This is a genomic window from Polynucleobacter sp. MG-28-Ekke-A2 (assembly GCF_035012985.1).
Classification (GTDB): Bacteria; Pseudomonadota; Gammaproteobacteria; order Burkholderiales; family Burkholderiaceae; genus Polynucleobacter.
Map to the genome: position 1 here is coordinate 15963 of NZ_JAYGQU010000010.1, position 18688 is coordinate 34650.

Genomic DNA, 18688 nt, shown 5'->3' on the forward strand with positions numbered 1-18688 from the left:
TAAAAATAATTGGGTGATCTGTGACAAAAGCTCGAGTCGTTAGTCTTACTGAACTAGGTAGTGCAGACGTAATCAAAGTGATTGATAAAGAATTGCCACCACCTGCAAAAGGTGAAGTGCAGCTCCGTCAAACTGCCATCGGATTTAATTTCATTGACGTATATCAGCGCTCAGGCATTTATCCATTAGAGATGCCTACGGGCCTTGGGCATGAGGCTACAGGTGTAGTTGAGGCTTTGGGCGAAGGCGTCACTGATCTAAAAGTGGGTGATCGCGTCGTTTATATGAATGCCGGGATTGGCGCTTATGCAAGCGCACGTAATGTAGCGGCTGACAAATTGGTTATTCTGCCCAGCACTATTTCTGATGAAGTAGCCGCAGCCGTTTTCTTTAAAGCAATGACTGCGCAATATCTTGTACAGAAAACCTATCAAGTAAAAGCGGGTGATGTAGTGCTGGTGCATGCAGCTGCTGGCGGCGTTGGTCAGATTTTGGCTGGTTGGGCAAAAGCATTGGGTGCATTTGTTGTTGGCACTGTGGGTTCGCCAGCAAAGTTTTCTGCTGCTAAGGAAGCGGGTTGTGATGCTGTTGTTGATTACTCTCAAGCAAATTGGGTTGAAGAAGTGCTTAAAGCCACTGGTGGAAAAAAAGCCAATGTAGTTTATGACTCTGTTGCTAAAACTACTTTCTTAGGCTCTTTAGATTGTGCTGCTCCTTTTGGAACAGTCGCTTTGTTTGGCGCTGCTTCAGGCCCAGCTCCAGAAATTCAGCCAGAGATCTTAAATAAGAAGGGCTGTCTGTTTTTAACTAGACCTTCTGTATTTCCACACAACGCTACTGCAGCTTTGTTAAAAGAAAACGCTAAAGCAGTATTTGATGCCATTGCCAAAGGGCATGTCAAAGTACAAATCGGCGCTAAGTTTTCTTTGGAGCAAGCCGCTGACGCGCACCGTGCTGCTGAGGGACGAAAAGTTTCAGGCGCCATTGTGATGATGCCATAAGCTTAAGTGTTCCTATGTACATAGGCCCCGTTTATGCGGGGCTTTTTTTATGCATCAATCAGACGTAAGATAGAAGTATGAAATCACTTTTAAAAATACTGATCGCTACTCAACTAATTTTATTGAGTTCTTTGTCCTTCGCACAAATTCCTGAGACACAGCATTCACAGGGAATTTCTTACATCACTGGTGGCGTAGGTGAGAGTGAGATGGTTGCGATTTTGGCTGATGCAAAGCAATGGCCATTGCTATTAGAAATGTCTCAAATAGAAAATGGCAGAGGAGTCTGGATCTTCGGAGCAAGTATCAAAATCATGAGTTCTCAAAAAAAGTTCATTTTTGATGCCCAAGCAGATGGACCTTATATGCTGATTAATCTTGAGTCTGGTGACTATGTGATCGAGGCAACTTATCAAGGGGTGGTTCAAAAGAGGGTGCTTTCTATTAAATCCGACTCACCACAAAAAGTTTCTCTTTTCTGGAAATAATGCCTTGAAAATTGACGCTTTGCGTCATAAGCCTAAACATTCAACTTGGTCTATAGTTTCTTGATTACTACAATCATCAGGAGATGAATGAATGAAATGCTTTTCAACTAAAAGCGGTTTGGGTGTATTACTTTCAGCAATATTAGTTTCAACAGCCTCACTCAGTAATGCGCAGAATTCTCCAGCGGTCGGTGCTCAGGGTAAGGCTGAGGCGCTATGGCTTGGACAGGCAGGTTTCCGGATTAAATCTCCTCAGGGAAAAATGATTCTGATTGATCCCTGGATTACTGGCGGACCCAAGACGCCGCCGATCTATAAGAATGATTTGGCAGCAATTGGTCCGATTGACGTATTGCTAGTCACGCATGCTCACGTTGACCATCTTGGTGATGCGCCAGCTATTGCTAAGATGAATAACATCAAGTTATATGGTCCGGCTGATATGGTGACGTAACTACTTTGGGAATTCTGCCAGCAGACTTGGGTTATCGCTTTAATAAAACGGGTCGCGTAACACCTGCGCCTGGAATCAAGGTTACTGCAGTTCAAGCAGAGCACTCTTCTTTATTGGTTTGGAAAAATCCGGCTACAGACAAAATGGAGTCACATCCCGCCGGCGAGCCTATGGGCTTTATTATTGAGCTTGAGAACGGTTTTAAGATTTGGCACATGGGCGATACCGGCTTGTTTAGTGACATGAAATTTATTGGTGAACACTACAAGCCTGATCTAGTGATGGTTCCGATTGGAGGAAATTTCACAATGGCTCCTGATGATGCTGCCTTTGCATTACGCACATGGATTAAGCCAAAGATGGTGATCCCAATGCACTACAACTCTAACCCGATGACTAAAGGTACGTTAGCCGAGTTTCAGGAGGCTATGAAGGGTAGCAATATCAAAATTATTCCGATGACTGAGGGTGAAACAGTTCAATTCTGAGGAATATCGAAGAATGAGCCTAAACCCCACAGAATTTGTGGGGTTTTTTATTGGATTTACTTGTATTTAGTTTGTATTAGTACTAAACTAGTTCTAACTAGTACTTTAAATAGGATTTATGAACTTTTTACCCGCCCTGAGAAACCTCGTTTCTTCATATCAAGCATTTGAGCGTTATTCAGCTCCGCATATAGCGGCAATGGGTTTAACAATGACCCAGTTTGATGTGATTGCCACATTGGGAAATCAATTGCCAATGACCTGTAAAGAGTTGGGAGAAAAAACATTGGTTACTAAGGGCACTCTAACTGGTGTCTTAGAGCGATTGGGGGCCAAAGGTCTTATTCTTCGAGAGACAAATTCTGAAGATGCCCGTAGTCAACTCATTGGATTAACACTAGAAGGTCAGTCTGTATTTGAAAAAGTATTTCCGGAGCATTTAGAGTATCTAAGTAAAGCATTTAAAAAATTATCGTCAGATGAATTAAAGCAGCTCGAAGAATCACTCAAGTTGTTGAAAGACATCTTTTAATCAAGTTGAAAATTTGAAGGAGAATGTAATGACTAAAGTAGCTGTCGTATTTCATAGTGGATATGGACACACCGTAAAGCAGGCTGAGGCTATTGCTAAAGGCGCTAATGGAACATTGATTGCCATTGACGCTGAGGGCAATATTACTGATGAACAATGGGCGACAATTAATGATGCTGACGCGATTGTGTTTGGCTCTCCAACCTATATGGGTTCGGTTAGCTGGCAATTTAAGAAGTTTGCTGATGCTAGTTCTAAGCCATGGTTTTCACAGCAGTGGAAAGACAAAGTCTTCGGTGGTTTTACGAATTCAGCAACGATGAATGGGGATAAGCATTCAACCTTGCATTACTTCTTTACTTTGGCTATGCAGCATTCTGGCCTTTGGGTTGGTACTGGATTGATGCCTTCGAATTCGAAAGCAGCTAAGCGTGATGACATTAACTACGTAGGCTCATCTGCAGGTGCAATGATGCAAACACCATCGGATGCAAGTGCTGATGAAGTGAATGCGGGTGATTTAGAGACTGCAAGGCTGTACGGTGAGCGCATTGCAAAAATTACCAAGCAGTTGCGCGGCTAATGAATAAAGTCAGATACACCTCAATTGCCATCATCTTACATTGGGTGATGGCGCTTTTGATATTTGCAACATGGTCAATTGCAATTGCTGTGGCTGATATGCCATTAAGCCCAGTCAGAATTACAGGAATCAGCTGGCACAAATGGCTTGGTGTCACCATATTCTTTTTGGTGGTGCTACGTTTGTTGTGGCGCGCAATTCAACCTGCTCCTGCATTAAACATCGCAATGCCAGCATGGCAAGAGCGTGCAATGAAGCTAACCCATCTTGCACTGTACTTACTAATGCTTCTGATTCCGATTGTGGGCTGGTTAATGAGTTCCGCTAAGGGCTATACCGTCAACTACTTTGGCTTATTTGAATTGCCGGATTTGGTAGATAAAGATAAGGCACTTGGCCATCAGCTGAAAGAGATCCATGAGTTTCTGGCTAACGGCTTAATGGCTTTGGTTGGGCTTCATATTTTGGCTGCACTAAAGCATCAATTTATCGATAAAGATGGCTTAATAAGCCGCATGACCTTTGGAGGCTCTACCCATGAAAAGTAAATTCTCATTACGTTTTGAGATATTGGCACAAGCTTTATTAGCTATGCTATTTATTGGCGCTGCAAGCTCAGCTTATGCGGTGGAGTATTCATCTATTGATGCCGCGAAAAGCAAAATTACTTTTACAAGTAAATTGATGGGCTCAAAGATCTCTGGAAGTTTTGGAAAATTTTCAGGGAAGGTTGTATTTAACCCGGACGAGCCAGAAAAAGCGAAGGCCAATCTCATCATTGAGATCTCTAGCTTTAACGCTGGTGGAGAAGAGTTACAAGAAGAAGCAAAAGGAAAAGACTGGTTTAGTACAAAGCTCTTCCCAACTGCAAGCTATGTTACTGACTCTGTTAAGTCCACAGGCCCTAATAGTTTGGATGCCCATGGAACCCTAATCATTAAGGGTAAAGCAGTACCACTGTTGATTTCTGTCAAGTATCAGCCGCAAGGCAAGCAGATGGCCTTTGATGCCAGCTTTCAGGTACTGAGGTTAGATTTTGGCTTAGGTGCTGGAAATTGGGCAGATACTTCCGCGGTTGCCAATGAGGTGCCAGTCAATGTTCACTTAGTCTTAAATCAAAAATAGTTTTACAAATTAACTTATCTAAACTCATTTTTACTAACTTAGTTATTCAATTTTTAATCAGGAGAATTACATGAAATCAAAATTACTTATCGGTTTATTTGCAACAATTGGTCTTAGCTCTGCTTTTGCTGCGCCAGTAACTTATGCTACTGATGCTAACCATACCTTTGCACAGTTTGAATATAACCATTTAGGATTCTCTAAGCAGACTAGCCGCTTTAATGCAGTTGCTGGAACTGTAACAATTGATCAAGCCGCGAAAAAAGGCAGTGCAGATATCACTATTGATACGAAATCTGTTGATACAGGATCTACTTTGTTTAATAGCCATATTCAAAGCGAAGACTTTTTATCTACCACTCAATTTCCTACTGCTAGCTTTCAATCAAACGATATGATTTTTAAGGGCGACAAACCCGTGGCTTTAAAAGGTGTGTTGACATTGAAGGGTGTAAGTAAGCCAGTTACTCTAAATATCACTAATTTTGAGTGCAAAAAACATCCAATGTCAGGCGTTGATTATTGCGGTGCCAATGCCGAAACAAAAGTTAAGCGCACAGAATTCAATATGGGTAAATACGCGCCGAACGTAGGTGACGATGTAACCATCATGATTGCTATTGAGGGCTCTAAAAAGGAGTAATTCCTTTTGTTGGGCTGATGTCCTCTGAAAAACCACCTACGGGTGGTTTTTTTTCTTGGTTGACTCGGCTTATAATTACATAAGTAATTGAATTAAATGGGATTATTCCTTTAACTCCACTTTTGCTGGTTTGACAGCTCTTAGGGGCTCTTGGACAATGCTATGGGTGGTTGATTCAAGCCCCAAGCCCTCATGACAGTCGATACTCATTCCTCCTCCAATACACCGCATTTGATGCTCGAAGCTCGTAGGCTGACTTGTATTCGTGGGGAGCGACAATTATTTCAGAATCTGAATCTCATGGTAACGGCTGGAGAGTGCCTGCATGTGCGCGGCGAGAACGGGGTTGGGAAAACCAGCCTACTGAGACTCCTGACGGGACTCTCTAAACCAGATGTGGGAGAAGTTCTTTGGAATCATCAGTCAATCGCCAAAGATCCCTCTACATATCATCGTGAACTTTTATTCCTGGGGCATCGTGATGCTCTTAAAGAAGATCTCACTGCATTGGAAAATCTGCAGTTGTATGCAGTGCTTGATGATATTCAATTGCCACACGATAAGGCCCTAGCAGCGCTCTGGCGTTTTGATTTGCGTGGGCGTGAGAGCTTGCCGGTCAGTTTTTTATCTGCTGGACAAAAGCGTCGGGTCTTAATGGCTCGCATGTTGACACGTCAAGCCAAGTTGTGGATCTTAGATGAGCCATTTAATGCGCTTGATATTCATGCCGTACAAGATTTACAAGGATTAATAGCGGAGCATGTGGAGCAAGGTGGTTTAGTCGTGCTGACTAGCCATCAAGCGGTGGATCTTCCGCGTGTGAGGGCGCTAGATCTATGAATGCTCTGCTCGCAATCATTCGCCGTGATTTGCTCTTGGTCATGCGCCGCAAAAGCGAGGTACTTACGGCTCTCTTCTTTTTTGTTGTGGTGACTAGTTTGTTTCCATTGGGTATTGGTGCGGATTCTGCTTTGCTGCGTAAGATTGCTCCAGGCGTTCTTTGGGTTGCAGCCCTGCTATCCACACTATTGGGGTTGCAGCGCATGTTTGCCGCAGACTACCAAGACGGCGCTTTAGAGCAGCTTGCCTTGTCGCCGCAGCCTATGGTCTTGTTAGTAACTGGAAAAATTATTGCCCATTGGATTGTGAGTGGACTACCACTCGTGCTCTTGGCCCCGATTATTGGCATTCAGTTTGATCTGGATGCCAGTTCTTTGTATGTACTGATGGGAACTCTAGTATTAGGTACCCCAGTGCTATCCTTACTAGGCTCCATAGGTGCAGCGTTGACCTTGGGTGTCAGAGGTGGCAGCGTGTTATTAAGTTTATTGATACTGCCGTTATATATCCCAGTTCTTATTTTTGGTGCTGGCGCCGTATATGCCAATAGTGTGGGCTTGGATGCCTCGGGCCATTTTTCATTGCTGGGCGCGTTATTGATTTTGGCTTTAGCATTTGTTCCTTGGGTAAGTAGTGCTGCTGTAAAGATTGCAATTGAATGAATCCGATAAATACTTTTTCTAATCACCGCTTAGTTAACTGGTTTAAGTTATCTAGCCCCAGCACTTTTTATCCGGTGGCGGGTAAGCTCACCCCATTCTTCTGGGCCTTGGCTTTTTTATTTGGCGCCGCTGGTTTGTGGGTTAGTTTCTTTGTTGCGCCGGTGGACGCTGTGCAGGGGCAGGGCTATCGCATTATCTTTATTCATGTACCCGCATCCTGGATGTCGATGTTTATTTATTTAGTCATGGCCACATGGGCAGGACTAGGACTGGTCTTTAATACGCGTTTGTCTGCCATGATGGCGCAGGCTCTTGCCCCTATAGGTGCTTGGATGGCATTTTTATCTTTGTGGACCGGGGCATTTTGGGGTAAGCCCATGTGGGGTGCCTGGTGGGTTTGGGATGCTCGGCTTACTTCAGAATTAATTCTTCTCTTTCTGTATTTGGGCTTTATTGCATTGCGAGCTTCTATTGATGACCCTCGCCGTGCCGATAAGGCGAGCGCAATTTTGGCTTTGGTAGGCGTTGTAAATGTACCGATTATTTATTTCTCAGTGAAATGGTGGAATACCTTGCATCAAGGTGCCTCCGTTTCACTCACAAAAGCCCCGGCGATGGCACAAACTATGCTCTGGGGTATGTTGTTGATGGCTTTATGTCTTTGGATGTACACCGTTGCAGTCACCTTAATGCGAGTGAGGGCAATCATTTTGGAACGTGAAGCCCATGCTGATTGGGTGAGACAATCAATTGAGGTGAAAATCTGATGTGGAATAGCCCTTCTGAGTTTTTTGCCATGGGCGGCTACGCACTGTATGTGTGGAGTAGTTTTGGTGTTTGTGTGCTGATATTGATATTGGAGCCCCTCATGGTGCGTGCTCGCTTTAGAGCAATCGTACGTCGGTTGAGGCGAGAGCAATTAGCCAAGCAGTTTGATAAAGAGATTAGTAAGTGAAGCCTAGATATAAACGTGCATTAATGATTATTGCAGCGCTGATCGTAATTGGTGTAGCTGCACTCTTAATTTTGAATGCACTTAATAGCAATATTGCTTTATATGTCACTCCAAGTGAAGTGTCAGCAGGCAAGGCGCCTCAAAGCCAGGCTTTTCGAATTGGTGGCATGGTGAAAGACGGCTCTTTAAAGCGCGATGGTCTAACCGTGCACTTTGTGATTACTGATCTGGTGAAAGATATTCCAGTAGCATATACAGGCATCCTTCCTGATTTGTTTAAAGAAGGTAAAGGTGCCGTGATCCAAGGTCGCATGAATGCCAATGGTGAATTTATTGCTAGCGAAGTACTGGCTAAACATGATGAGAACTACATGCCTCCTGAAGCCAAGCATGCCTTAGAGCAAGCTCAAAAAAACGGAACGAATAAATGATTCCTGAGTTTGGGCATTACGCACTAGTTCTGGCGCTTTGCATTGCTCTCATTCAAGGGGTTTTGCCCTTGCTGGGCGCGCACTATGGCCGACGCGACTGGTTGGTGCTGGCAAGACCTGCTGCGCAAACGGTCTTCTTATTATTGGCGATTGCTTTTGGAATCTTGGCTTGGAGTTTTTACGCCAATGATTTTTCTGTGCTTTATGTTGCTGAGCACTCTAATTCACAGCTACCGGTGATTTATCGATTAGGCGCAGTATGGGGTGGACATGAAGGATCGCTCTTGTTGTGGATTTTCTTACTGGCTACCTGGACCATTTTGGTTGCTCAGCTTTCTAAAGCATTAGATGACTTTATGGTGGCGCGAGTAATTGGTGTTTTGGGGCTGGTCACTAGTGGCTTACTCCTGTTTGTTTTAACAACCTCAAATCCGTTTGAGCGTTTATTGCCAGCCGCTCAAGATGGCCGCTCATTAAATCCACTCTTGCAAGATCCGGGCTTAGTATTTCATCCGCCAATGTTGTACATGGGTTACGTCGGTTTTTCAGTGGCTTTTGCATTTGCGATTGCCTCCTTATTGTCCGGAAGATTGGATGCAGCTTGGGCTCGTTGGTCACGTCCTTGGACAACCGCTGCCTGGGTTTTCCTGACCCTCGGTATTGCTTTGGGTTCATGGTGGGCTTATTACGAACTGGGTTGGGGCGGGTGGTGGTTTTGGGACCCTGTTGAGAATGCTTCGTTTATTCCTTGGCTCGTGGGTACTGCCTTATTACATTCTTTAGCAGTTACTGAAAAGCGCGGTGGCTTTAAGAGTTGGACTGTGCTCTTGGCGATTACCGCCTTCTCTTTATCGCTACTAGGAACCTTCTTGGTACGTTCAGGCGTTCTGACCTCAGTTCATGCATTTGCAACCGATCCAAGGCGCGGCATCTTTATTCTGATCTTCTTATCACTCGTAGTTGGTTCGTCCCTGGTGCTGTACGCATGGCGTGCGCCTAAGAGTTCGATGGGCGGCAAATTTAGTTTGAGCTCCAGAGAAACATTGATTTTGCTTGGTAATGTCTTTTTAGTGGTTTCTGCCGGATCTGTTTTGCTAGGCACCCTATATCCATTGCTAATTGATGCTTTGCATCTAGGTAAGATTTCTGTAGGCCCTCCTTATTTCAATAGCGTATTCGTTCCCATCATGGTGCCATTGCTGGTATTGATGGGTATCGGCCCATGGGCAAGCTGGAAGCAGAGTAATTTAATTGGCATCATTAAGCGTTTATGGATTGCAGGCGCAGTTGCTCTGATTGCAGGCGTTGGAATTCCCTTAATCATGGGGCAATTTACTTGGCTTGCAGGCATGGGCTTCATGTTAGCTTTTTGGGTCATGGCTTCGGGCTGCATGCAAATCGCTCGCCAAGCTAAAGCAGGAAAACCAACCCGTTCCTTTATTGGCATGCAAGTAGCGCATCTAGGTATTGCCGTTTTTGTTATTGGCGTCACAATGGTCGGCGCTTATCAGGAAGAAAAAGATGTGCGCATGTCCGCTGGCGATACAGTAAGAGTTGGCGGGTATCAAATCCAGCTTCAGGGCGTTAGCGCTGCTCGCGGTCCGAATTACCAGGCAATACGTGGCACATTCCTGCTATCTAAAAATGGCAGCGAACAGATCAGTCTTTATCCAGAAAAGAGAAGCTACTTTTCATCGACGATGCCGATGACTGAGGCAGCGATTGATGCTGGGCTCACCCGCGATATCTATGTATCGCTAGGCGAGGAGCTGAATGACCAATCCTGGGCAGTACGTGTTTACTATAAGCCTTTTGTGGATTGGATTTGGGGTGGTTGCCTGTTGATGGCATTAGGTGGCGTGTTGGCTATGTCGGATAAGCGCTATCGACTGAAGTTAAAGAGCAAGTTCGCATGAAAGCAAAATTTTTAATCCCCCTGATCTTGTTTGTAGGCTTGGTAGTCTTTTTGGCTATTGGCTTAAATCGTGATCCACATGAGGTCCCATCGCCTTTAATTAATAAGGCCGCTCCTGCGTTTGAAGTGCCTCAATTAGCCGATGCTAATAAAACATTTTCACCGGCAAGTATGAAGGGTCAGGTATGGATTCTGAATGTTTGGGCATCCTGGTGTGTAGCTTGTCGTGAAGAACATCCGGTGTTGGTTGAGCTTTCCAAGTCCCAAATAGCGCCAGTGATTGGTTTGGACTACAAAGATAATCGTGAAGATGCTGTAGCGATGCTGGCAAAACAAGGTAACCCTTACACACTCTCCGCCTTTGATGGCAATGGACGTGTTGGTATTGATTATGGTGTCTATGGGGTGCCTGAGACTTACATCATCGATAAGGCAGGAGTGATTCGCTTTAAACACATTGGCCCATTAACAGTGGATTTATTGAATCAAAAAATTTATCCTATGTTGAGTGAGTTAAAGAAATCATGAGGCGAATTTTATTAATCGCCGTTTGCGTATTTAGTTTAGGCAACGCGTTTGCTAAAGATGCTGCACCACTCGCGGATGATCCTGTAACAGAGCAGCGCCTCATTAGTATTTCAGAAGAAATGCGCTGCCTAGTTTGCCAGAACGAGTCTTTGGCTGGCTCACGTTCTGATTTAGCAAATGATTTGCGTCGTGAAATTCGGATATTGATCAAAGAAGGTAAGAGCGATGATCAAATCCGCTCGTTTATGGTTGAGCGCTATGGCGATTTTGTACTGTATCGCCCGCCAGTGAAGCCAGTGACCTGGTTGCTATGGATTGGCCCATTTGTTATTTTGGGTCTGGGTATTGCTGGTTTATTAATCTATTTAAGACGTAGAAATAGTAGTCTGCCTGATATCACGCTGACTGATACTGACAATCAAAAAATTGATGCACTTTTAAATGCAAGCGATAAGAAAGAGGGATGAAATAAGTGACTAGCTTTTTGATCCCTGCTTTTTTACTCCTGGTTCTGGTGTTAGTGCTATTGCTGCGCCCCTTCATCTTCCCCGCAAAGAGCTCTGCGACATCGCGTCGTCAGATGAATGCCACCATATACCGAGAAGAGTTGGATAAATTAGAGGCCGAACATACAGCTGGCGTAATTACTTCTACTGATTATGAAATTGCGCATGCTGAAATGCGTCAGAGACTCTTTCAAGACACCATTGAAGAAGATGACCGAGAGGTTGCGGGCTTTTCAAAGAAGACTGCAATTGGGCTGTGTATCTTTATTGTTTTGCTCTCCTCGGCGCTGTATTTCTCCTTGGGGGATGTTGTTCGAGTAGCCCGTAACAATTCTGAAAAACCAGTCACCCAGGAAGGTATCGAAAAAATGGTGGCTGAATTTGCCATCAAAATGGAAAAAGATCCTGGCAACTTAAAAGGCTGGGCGATGTTAGCTCGCTCCTATCGAATCTTGGGCCGTGATGAGGATGCTGCCAAGGCATACGCACGTGCTGGTAGCTTTATTGATTCTGATCCGCAATTGTTAGCCGACTATGCAGATGTATTGGCAAGCAATGCAAATGGGAGTTTTGTTGGGAAGCCTTCGCAGTTGATTAATCAAGCCTTAAAGCTGGACCCCAATAACATGATGGCACTTTGGCTTTCTGGAACCGCATCTTATAACGCTAAAAATTACAAGGCAGCGGTGCAGTCCTGGGAGAAGCTTGCGCAACAACTTCCGCCCAATACGGATGAGGCGCGTGCTATTCAAGGATCGATTGCTGAGGCGCGCTCTAAAGGTGGTCTGACTGCTTCAGTGCCGGTTGCTCCAACCGGAAAAGGCATTAGCGGCAAGATTGAATTATCTGCTGACCTGAAATCTAAGATTAAGCCTGGCGACATTGTGATGGTAATTGCACGTAAACCTGGTGAGCGCATGCCTGTTGCTGTCTTGAAGGTGCCTGCAACTGACTTTCCAATGAGCTTTATATTGAATGATTCATTAGCCATGAATCCCAGTGCGCCTCTCTCTCAATTATCTGAGGCGAGTGTCGAGGTGCGCATTTCTAAGACTGGGATGGCAAAACCGGAAGTGGGGGATTTAATTTCTTCAGTGCAGACAATTAAAGTCGGCACAACTAATGTTCGCCTACTAGTCGACCAAGTTCGCCAGTAACGTTTTAGCCTCTACCCACAAATGGCATATTGGTTGCCATAATCGTCATCGATAGAATATTACTTTCTAGTGGCAGTTGAGCCATGTGCAGCACTGCCTCGCCAACATGATTAACATCCATACGTGGCTCTACCTTAATGGATTGATCTGCCTGCATGATTCCAGCAGCCATACGCTCAGTCATTTCTGTGGCGGCATTGCCGATATCGATTTGACCGCATGCGATACTAAAAGGGCGTCCATCTAATGCAATAGTTTTGGTTAAGCCGCTGATGGCATGTTTAGTTGCCGTGTAGGGTGCTGACATTGGACGAGGTGCATGTGCAGAGATCGAACCGTTATTAATAATTCTGCCACCTTGTGGAGATTGCGCTTTCATCATACGAATCGCTTCCTGTGAACACAAGAACGCACCACAGAGGTTGGCATTCACTACATTCATCCATTGCTCATAACTCAGGTCCTCCATTGGTATGGCAGGGGCTCCCATACCAGCGTTATTGAAGAGCACATCAATGCGACCAAATTTATTGCTAAGTGCTGTAAATAGCTTTTTGACTTCATCGGGTTTGCCGACATCGCAAGCAACCGCTATACAGTTACTTTGATTACCACCAATATCAGTAATAGCCTTTTCTAATTTATCTAGATTGCGTCCAGTAAGGACCACTTGATAGCCTCCCTTGAGGAGGGCTTTGGCAGCTGCCCGCCCAATACCAGTTCCTGCACCGGTGACTAGGGCTACCTTGGTTTTTGCTGAATTCATCATGTTCTTTGGGGCTGCTTAAAAGTATCATCTTATCGTGATTTATTAGGCTTGATTTGAAACCTTTGCCTATTGCTTTGCTCGGGGCATAATGCAAAAAACAAAGAGATTTCCATGAATTTCATCAAAAGACAAATTTATAACCCCTTGGCCCTAACAGCAGTCTTTTTTGTCCTGTTAACCATCCTTTTTGGCGTATTGTGGGTTTTAGTCCCGCCACCACCAAAGTCAATCGAGATGGCTACAGGTTTTCCTACGGGGCTGTATTACCAGTTTGGTGAGCGTCTAAAAACGGAAATAGCTAAAGAGGGTGTTGATCTTAATGTGCGATCTACTGGTGGGACCTTAGATAACTTAGCTCTTTTAAATGACCCCAAGTCTGGGATTGATTTTGCAATGGTGCAGGGTGGGGTCGCCAATCTGAATGAATATCCAAAATTAGTATCGATTGCAGGCATGTTTTACGAACCTACTTGGGTTTGGTATCGCGATGCTGCATTTAAAACTGATGGTGGTCAACTCACTATCTTGAAACAATTAAAAGGCAAGAGAGTTTCTATAGGCAATGAAGGAAGTGGTACTTTAGTGCTCGCTAAAGATTTATTGCGAGTTAGTGGCATTTCTGAAAATGAGATTAAGCTGGAAAAACTTAAGCCAGATGATGCTATCGAGAAATTAAATAATGGCCAATTAGATGCCGTATTTATTGTGGCTGCAGCTGAGGCGCCGATTTTGCATAAGTTTTACTCTGTACCCGGTATTCGTTTGATGAGCTTTGACCAGGCAGATGCTTATACCCGCAACTTAACCTACCTATCTAAAGTGATTGTTCCTAGAGGTTTGTTGAGTATTGAGTTTGATCAGCCACGTCAAGATATTCAGGTAATGGCCCCTACTGCTACTTTGGTTGCCTATGATAATGTCAGTCCGGCCTTGGTATCGCTTTTGCTTGGGGCTTCCTACGATATTTTGAAAACCTATTCTCGCCTACAAAAAGTGGGTGAGTTTCCATCTAGCTCAGGCTTGGATTTCCCCTTGCATGTAGATGCAGAAATCTATTTAAAAGATGGGCCTTCATTCTTACATCGCCACTTACCATTCTGGACAGCGGTGTGGGCTGGACGTTTTGTCAAAATTGTCATTCCATTATTGGTTATTCTGATTCCGCTATTTACTTATATTCCGTCGACTAAGAACTTCTTCTTACGATTGAAGTTGGCTCAGGTATATGAAGAGCTCAAGGTGATTGAGAAGAATGCCCAAAATCCAGCGCTAAAAGAAAAGAATTTCAAAGATCTTGAGGATATAGAGAGGCGCGTTGGAAATATCAAGGTATCCATGTTGGATGCTAAAGAGCTATATGATCTCAAAGGGCATGTAGGTGAAGTCCGTCACCGCCTGAATTTGGTTCATTAAAGGGATCTGGAGATGAATAGGCTAATTCAACATCTATTTTTGGCTTTAGGCTTGCTTGCCTCTATTGAAGTTCAGGCACAGACCTACCCAAGCAAGCCTATATCCATGGTGGTTCCTCAGGCAGCGGGTGGCACTAATGATATTGTTGCGCGTTTAATTGCGCCATCATTTGGTGAAGCTATTGGCGCCTCGATTGTGGTTGAAAATAGACCAGGTGCTGGCGGTAATATTGGTACCCAAAGTGTTGCACGCTCACCTAAGGATGGCTATACCTTACTGCTTACCATTAATAGTGCGCAAGCTATTAATCCTTCTTTATATAAAAATCCTGGCTTTGATCCTGTAAATGATTTTGTGCCTTTGTATTACATTGGGGCAACGCCTTATGTATTAGTTTCTCCACCGGGATCTCCTTATAAAACATTGGTGGATGTTGTGGCTGCGGCTAAGAAGAGGCCTGGAGAATTGTCATATGCCTCAGCAGGTAATGGCACGATTAGTCACTTATTAGGCGCTATGCTTAATGCGAGCGCTGGCATTGAAATGCAACATATCCCTTACAAGGGGGTAGCCCCCGCAATTAATGATGTATTAGGTGGACAAGTACCACTGGCATTTGCGAGCTTACCCTCTGCACTCAATTACATTAAAGCAGGGAAGCTTCAGGCGATTGCGATTAGCTCTGCGAAGCGTTCTAGTGCTGCGCCTGAAATTCCAACGATTGCAGAAACTTATCCTGATTGTATTGGTGAGGTATGGGTAGCCATCTTTGCCCCTGTTGGCGTTAGTGCGGATGTAATAAAGAAGGTACAGGCAGCGATGGAGAAGGCCCTATCTAAATCAGAAGTGCGTGAGAGGCTATCTGCACAGGGCTTGGATCTTGCACCCGTTCCAACTAATAAGTTGAGCGCTTTACTAAAGGATGAGTTGGCTAAGTGGGCAAAAATTGTGAGGGAATCTGGAGCGCAGTTGGATTAACGCTTTTTTGCTGCTTGACCTAAAATAGACCCATGACAATTACTGGCGTTGCGCCTACACTGACCCCCTTAAAGCAGATCGATCAAGCTTTGCGTGATGACGGCTTTGCTGTGGTGTCTGCTGAGACGGTTGCTGAGTTTAGTAATGTAGATCTGTCCAAGCTTCAAGATCTCACGAAGTATTGGGAAAACTTGCCCCGCGATCCTTATTTAAAAGATGGTGGGCGCTATCGCTTTCGTCGACATGCTAGCTATGAGATTAAAGGTGATGAGCTCACATTGGTTCCACATCGTGCACACTGGCAATCACTGGATTACAACGCATTGCATGGTGGAATTGAGCGCTGGTTTGAGCCTATTCAAGGTGAGTTATTAAGTAATACTGCTTGGCAATCTGTCTTGCTCGGGCTTGCGCATATCTTGAATAGCCAAAAGCCTGTGAATACTTGGTTTGTTGAAGCACATCAATTTCGAATTGATACTACTGATGGTATCGGACGTCCAACGCCTGAAGGTGCTCATCGCGATGGTGTTGATTTTGTAGCAGTCTTCTTATTGGGTCGAGAGGGTATTAAAGGTGGCGAGACCAGAATATTTGATACCTCTGGCTCCGCAGGATTGCGTTTCACCCTCATTCAACCTTGGTCTCTTTTGTTAATGAATGATCAACGCATGATTCATGAATCAACCCCAATTCAGCCATTAGCAAAATATGGTTATCGAGATACCTTGGTTCTCACTTACCGCTCTAATGGTTTTCAAGACTCTCCAAATCGAAGTCAGCAATAAGCCTGCTCATTTACTCTGGCTCCATGCCAGCTTCTTTAATCGCTTTGGCCCACTTAGCAGTTTCTAGTTTGATCTTTTGGCCAAGGGCTTCAGGCGTTCCTGGCTGAGTTTCAAAACCATTTGCAGAGAGTCGATCTGCCAAATCTTTTGATTTAGCCGCATTGTTGATTGCTTGGTTTAGTTTGAGAATAGCGTCCTTTGGCATGCCTGCAGGCCCAAATGCCGCAAAGAATGAGATGAGTTCATAGCCTTTGATACCTAATGCTTCATTTACCGTAGGTAACTCTGGAATAGCTGGTGAGCGCTTCAAAGAAGTGACGGCTAAGCCGCGGATTTTGCCTGCTTGTACTTGGGGCAAAGAGACTCCAAAGTCGGATGTGAACATATTCACCTGACCGCCAATTAAATCAGTCATAGCATTGGGGCCGCTCTTGTATGAGACCCCAATCATTTTGATATCAGCAAAGCTTGCCAGCATTTCTGATGAAACGCGCTGTGATGTACTTGCATAAGCAAAAGTCATTTTTCCTGGATTGGCTTTGGCTAGAGAAACAAACCCATTGAGTGATTTAGCAGGCACATCATTATTGATGGCAATAATGAGTGGAGCAGATCCAAAAAATCCAATGGGAGCAAAGGCGGTGTCTTGGTTATAGGGTAAATTTTTAACCAAGCTCTTAAGGGCGGCATTGGTGCTATTGGTTCCGAACAGAATCGTATAGCCATCTGCGGGGGCCTTAGCCACAAAATCTGCACCAATTAGGCCATTTGCGCCAGGGCGATTTTCAACAACTACGGGCTGTCCTAGTGACTCAGACATCTTTGCCGCAAAAGCACGTCCAATTTGATCGGTTGTGCTGCCGGGTGCAAAAGGAACAATCGCTTTAATGGGTTTGGAGGGGTAGCTATCCGCTGATGCTAGGTTACTTGCGAAGCCAATAATGAGGCCGGCCCCGATCTGCAATAAACGAACTATCAAAGATTTGCTATTCATACTGTCTCCGTCATGTTTTCAGTAGTGTAGCGGGTCTAATTCGTTCTGGGCGAGTAGAATGAGTTCACGTTTCTACTGACTAAATATGCGCTTTCGTTCAGCTGGCTATACCCCTCTTATGCTTCTAGCGCAAACCTGTGCTTTATTAGGTTTTGCTTGCTACGCTGTCGTGTTAACGACTTTGCAAGAGGAGTGGCATCTCAGTAATTTGCAGTCGGGCCTGATTGCGAGTGCTTTCTTCTTTGGTTACATGCTTGCCGTTCCTTTAGCAACGGCTTTAACAGATCGGGTGGACGCGCGTAAGGTCTATTTAATAGGCGGTCTCACAGCAAGCTGTGGTCTTTTAGGCATGGGTTTGTTCGCTTATAACTTTTGGACGGCTCTACTTTTTATGGCTCTAAATGGCGCTGGTCTTGCTGGTACCTATATGCCTGGCCTGAAAATTTTGTCTGATCGCATCCAGTCTGGTGAGTTAACGCGGCACATCGCGTTCTATACCGCTTTCTTTGGTATTGGTACTGGATTTTCGTATTTATGTTCTGGTTGGATTTTGAATGCGCTTGGTTGGCATTATGTATTTGGTTTAATTGCCTTGGGCCCATTTAGCGCATTTCTGATTGTCTTGTTGCTAATTCCAGCGCTTCAGCATGAAAAATGGCAAGGGCCAATCAATATTCGTCTGCACGATATCTTTCCGGTGGATAAATGGAAGTTGGTTTTACAAGACAAAAATGCATCAGGCTTTATTTTTGGATATACCGCTCATACTTTGGAACTCTTTGCCTCAAGAAGCTGGATTGTTGCCTTCTTTGCTTTTTGTGCAGTTGCTTCTGGCGAAGATTTTTTCCTAACGGCTACGACTTTAGCTGGAGTGATTAATTTCTTTGGCGTGCCATCTTCCATATTGGGTAATGAAATTGCTTTGAGAGTAGGGCGTCAGAAATGGGTATGCATTGTGATGCTGACTAGTGCGGTATTAGGGATTGCATTCGCTTGCTCAACTGGCCAGTCGTGGTGGTTGATTGTTGCTCTGGCTATTGGGCATGCCATATTCATCATGGCAGATTCCTCAACGCTCACTGCGGGCTTGGTAATTAGTGCGCAAGAAAATATCAAGGGCGCTGCAATGGGTCTGCACTCATTGATGGGGTTTGGTGGCGGCCTATTGGGGCCTGCCATTTTTGGTTTCGTCTTGGATATTTCTGGTTCTCGTACTTCACAAGTTGCCTGGGTATGGGCATACGTTGCCGTAGTCATGTGGGGCGTTCTATTTGTAATTTATGAACGGCGTCGAGGTTGGGGTAGTTCAGCACGATCATGAATGATCGGATAACCAATATTATTCCCGAGCAAAGAGTCCAGTTGCAGTTCACCAATGAGTCTAATTGCCGAGGACGGAAAACGTGATGTTCTACCTTGGCAATTTAAGGGGTACCTG

At 44.7% G+C, this 18688-nt stretch carries 24 protein-coding genes; 22 read left to right on the forward strand and 2 right to left on the reverse strand.

The genetic code is table 11. The features are described 5' to 3' along the window. The first annotated feature begins 20 nt into the window (after positions 1–20). From VC188_RS07515 to ccmI, 18 genes are all read left to right on the forward strand, one after another. The gene (locus tag VC188_RS07515) at positions 21–1001 is read left to right on the forward strand and encodes a quinone oxidoreductase (RefSeq protein WP_323483537.1); all 981 of its coding nucleotides are present in this window, start codon (positions 21–23) and stop codon (positions 999–1001) included. A gap of 77 nt (positions 1002–1078) precedes the next feature. Further along, on the forward strand, positions 1079–1489 hold the full coding sequence (locus VC188_RS07520) for a carboxypeptidase regulatory-like domain-containing protein (protein WP_323483538.1): 411 nt from the start codon (positions 1079–1081) through the stop codon (positions 1487–1489). Positions 1490–1580: 91 nt separating this feature from the next. After that, positions 1581–1943 (forward strand): MBL fold metallo-hydrolase, encoded by a 363-nt coding sequence (locus tag VC188_RS07525; RefSeq protein ID WP_323483539.1) that lies wholly within the window; start codon positions 1581–1583, stop codon positions 1941–1943. A gap of 5 nt (positions 1944–1948) precedes the next feature. Then, on the forward strand, positions 1949–2431 hold the full coding sequence (locus VC188_RS07530; protein ID WP_323483540.1) for an MBL fold metallo-hydrolase: 483 nt from the start codon (positions 1949–1951) through the stop codon (positions 2429–2431). 118 nt (positions 2432–2549) lie between these two features. Further along, positions 2550–2963, forward strand: coding sequence for a MarR family winged helix-turn-helix transcriptional regulator (locus VC188_RS07535; RefSeq protein WP_215320693.1), 414 nt, complete (start codon positions 2550–2552; stop codon positions 2961–2963). A gap of 28 nt (positions 2964–2991) precedes the next feature. After that, positions 2992–3546: a flavodoxin family protein gene (locus VC188_RS07540; RefSeq protein ID WP_215320691.1), complete on the forward strand. Its 555-nt coding sequence runs from the start codon at positions 2992–2994 to the stop codon at positions 3544–3546. Further along, positions 3546–4094 (forward strand): cytochrome b, encoded by a 549-nt coding sequence (locus tag VC188_RS07545; RefSeq protein WP_215320689.1) that lies wholly within the window; start codon positions 3546–3548, stop codon positions 4092–4094. The genes VC188_RS07540 and VC188_RS07545 overlap by 1 nt, the downstream gene beginning before the upstream one ends. Next, complete coding sequence (locus tag VC188_RS07550) at positions 4084–4671, forward strand: YceI family protein (RefSeq protein WP_323483541.1); 588 nt, start codon at positions 4084–4086, stop codon at positions 4669–4671. Before VC188_RS07545 ends, VC188_RS07550 begins: the two co-directional genes overlap by 11 nt. Positions 4672–4741: 70 nt before the next feature. Then, positions 4742–5314, forward strand: a complete 573-nt coding sequence (locus VC188_RS07555; RefSeq protein WP_323483542.1) for a YceI family protein — start codon at positions 4742–4744, stop codon at positions 5312–5314. A gap of 192 nt (positions 5315–5506) precedes the next feature. Continuing rightward, positions 5507–6154 (forward strand): cytochrome c biogenesis heme-transporting ATPase CcmA, encoded by a 648-nt coding sequence (gene ccmA / locus VC188_RS07560; protein WP_251368456.1) that lies wholly within the window; start codon positions 5507–5509, stop codon positions 6152–6154. Next, positions 6151–6816, forward strand: coding sequence for a heme exporter protein CcmB (ccmB, locus tag VC188_RS07565; RefSeq protein ID WP_323483543.1), 666 nt, complete (start codon positions 6151–6153; stop codon positions 6814–6816). Before ccmA ends, ccmB begins: the two co-directional genes overlap by 4 nt. Continuing rightward, positions 6813–7583, forward strand: a complete 771-nt coding sequence (gene ccmC, locus VC188_RS07570) for a heme ABC transporter permease CcmC (protein WP_216154514.1) — start codon at positions 6813–6815, stop codon at positions 7581–7583. Before ccmB ends, ccmC begins: the two co-directional genes overlap by 4 nt. Continuing rightward, entirely contained in the window at positions 7583–7771 is a 189-nt protein-coding gene (gene ccmD, locus VC188_RS07575) for a heme exporter protein CcmD (protein WP_323483544.1), read from the forward strand. The genes ccmC and ccmD overlap by 1 nt, the downstream gene beginning before the upstream one ends. Continuing rightward, positions 7768–8202: a cytochrome c maturation protein CcmE gene (gene ccmE, locus VC188_RS07580; protein WP_215320677.1), complete on the forward strand. Its 435-nt coding sequence runs from the start codon at positions 7768–7770 to the stop codon at positions 8200–8202. Before ccmD ends, ccmE begins: the two co-directional genes overlap by 4 nt. Next, the gene (locus tag VC188_RS07585; RefSeq protein ID WP_323483545.1) at positions 8199–10118 is read left to right on the forward strand and encodes a heme lyase CcmF/NrfE family subunit; all 1920 of its coding nucleotides are present in this window, start codon (positions 8199–8201) and stop codon (positions 10116–10118) included. Before ccmE ends, VC188_RS07585 begins: the two co-directional genes overlap by 4 nt. Then, positions 10115–10645: a DsbE family thiol:disulfide interchange protein gene (locus VC188_RS07590; RefSeq protein WP_215320673.1), complete on the forward strand. Its 531-nt coding sequence runs from the start codon at positions 10115–10117 to the stop codon at positions 10643–10645. The genes VC188_RS07585 and VC188_RS07590 overlap by 4 nt, the downstream gene beginning before the upstream one ends. Further along, complete coding sequence (locus tag VC188_RS07595) at positions 10642–11112, forward strand: cytochrome c-type biogenesis protein CcmH (RefSeq protein WP_216192338.1); 471 nt, start codon at positions 10642–10644, stop codon at positions 11110–11112. Before VC188_RS07590 ends, VC188_RS07595 begins: the two co-directional genes overlap by 4 nt. A gap of 5 nt (positions 11113–11117) precedes the next feature. Then, positions 11118–12308 (forward strand): c-type cytochrome biogenesis protein CcmI, encoded by a 1191-nt coding sequence (ccmI, locus tag VC188_RS07600; RefSeq protein WP_323483546.1) that lies wholly within the window; start codon positions 11118–11120, stop codon positions 12306–12308. Positions 12309–12312: 4 nt separating this feature from the next. Here the strand turns inward: ccmI and VC188_RS07605 are convergent, their stop codons facing one another. Continuing rightward, a complete protein-coding gene (locus VC188_RS07605) occupies positions 12313–13074 on the reverse strand; it encodes an SDR family oxidoreductase (protein WP_416350501.1) in 762 nt (253 codons plus the stop codon). A gap of 114 nt (positions 13075–13188) precedes the next feature. Between VC188_RS07605 and VC188_RS07610 the strand changes: the two genes are divergently transcribed. Genes VC188_RS07610 through VC188_RS07620 form a run of 3 tightly spaced genes read left to right on the forward strand, consistent with a single transcriptional unit; the run spans position 13189 to position 16256 of the window. Further along, positions 13189–14490, forward strand: a complete 1302-nt coding sequence (locus VC188_RS07610; RefSeq protein WP_323483548.1) for a TAXI family TRAP transporter solute-binding subunit — start codon at positions 13189–13191, stop codon at positions 14488–14490. Positions 14491–14502: 12 nt separating this feature from the next. Next, a complete protein-coding gene (locus VC188_RS07615; protein ID WP_323483549.1) occupies positions 14503–15468 on the forward strand; it encodes a tripartite tricarboxylate transporter substrate binding protein in 966 nt (321 codons plus the stop codon). A 32-nt stretch (positions 15469–15500) separates the two neighbouring features. Continuing rightward, positions 15501–16256, forward strand: a complete 756-nt coding sequence (locus tag VC188_RS07620) for a 2OG-Fe dioxygenase family protein (RefSeq protein ID WP_323483550.1) — start codon at positions 15501–15503, stop codon at positions 16254–16256. Positions 16257–16266: 10 nt separating this feature from the next. On the opposite strand, the gene VC188_RS07625 is transcribed toward VC188_RS07620, so the two are convergent. Further along, positions 16267–17250, reverse strand: a complete 984-nt coding sequence (locus tag VC188_RS07625; RefSeq protein ID WP_323483551.1) for a tripartite tricarboxylate transporter substrate binding protein — start codon at positions 17248–17250, stop codon at positions 16267–16269. Between the two features lie 85 nt (positions 17251–17335). On the opposite strand from VC188_RS07625, the gene VC188_RS07630 reads away from it, so the two are divergent. Continuing rightward, entirely contained in the window at positions 17336–18571 is a 1236-nt protein-coding gene (locus tag VC188_RS07630) for an MFS transporter (RefSeq protein WP_323483552.1), read from the forward strand. Positions 18572–18688: the final 117 nt, after the last annotated feature.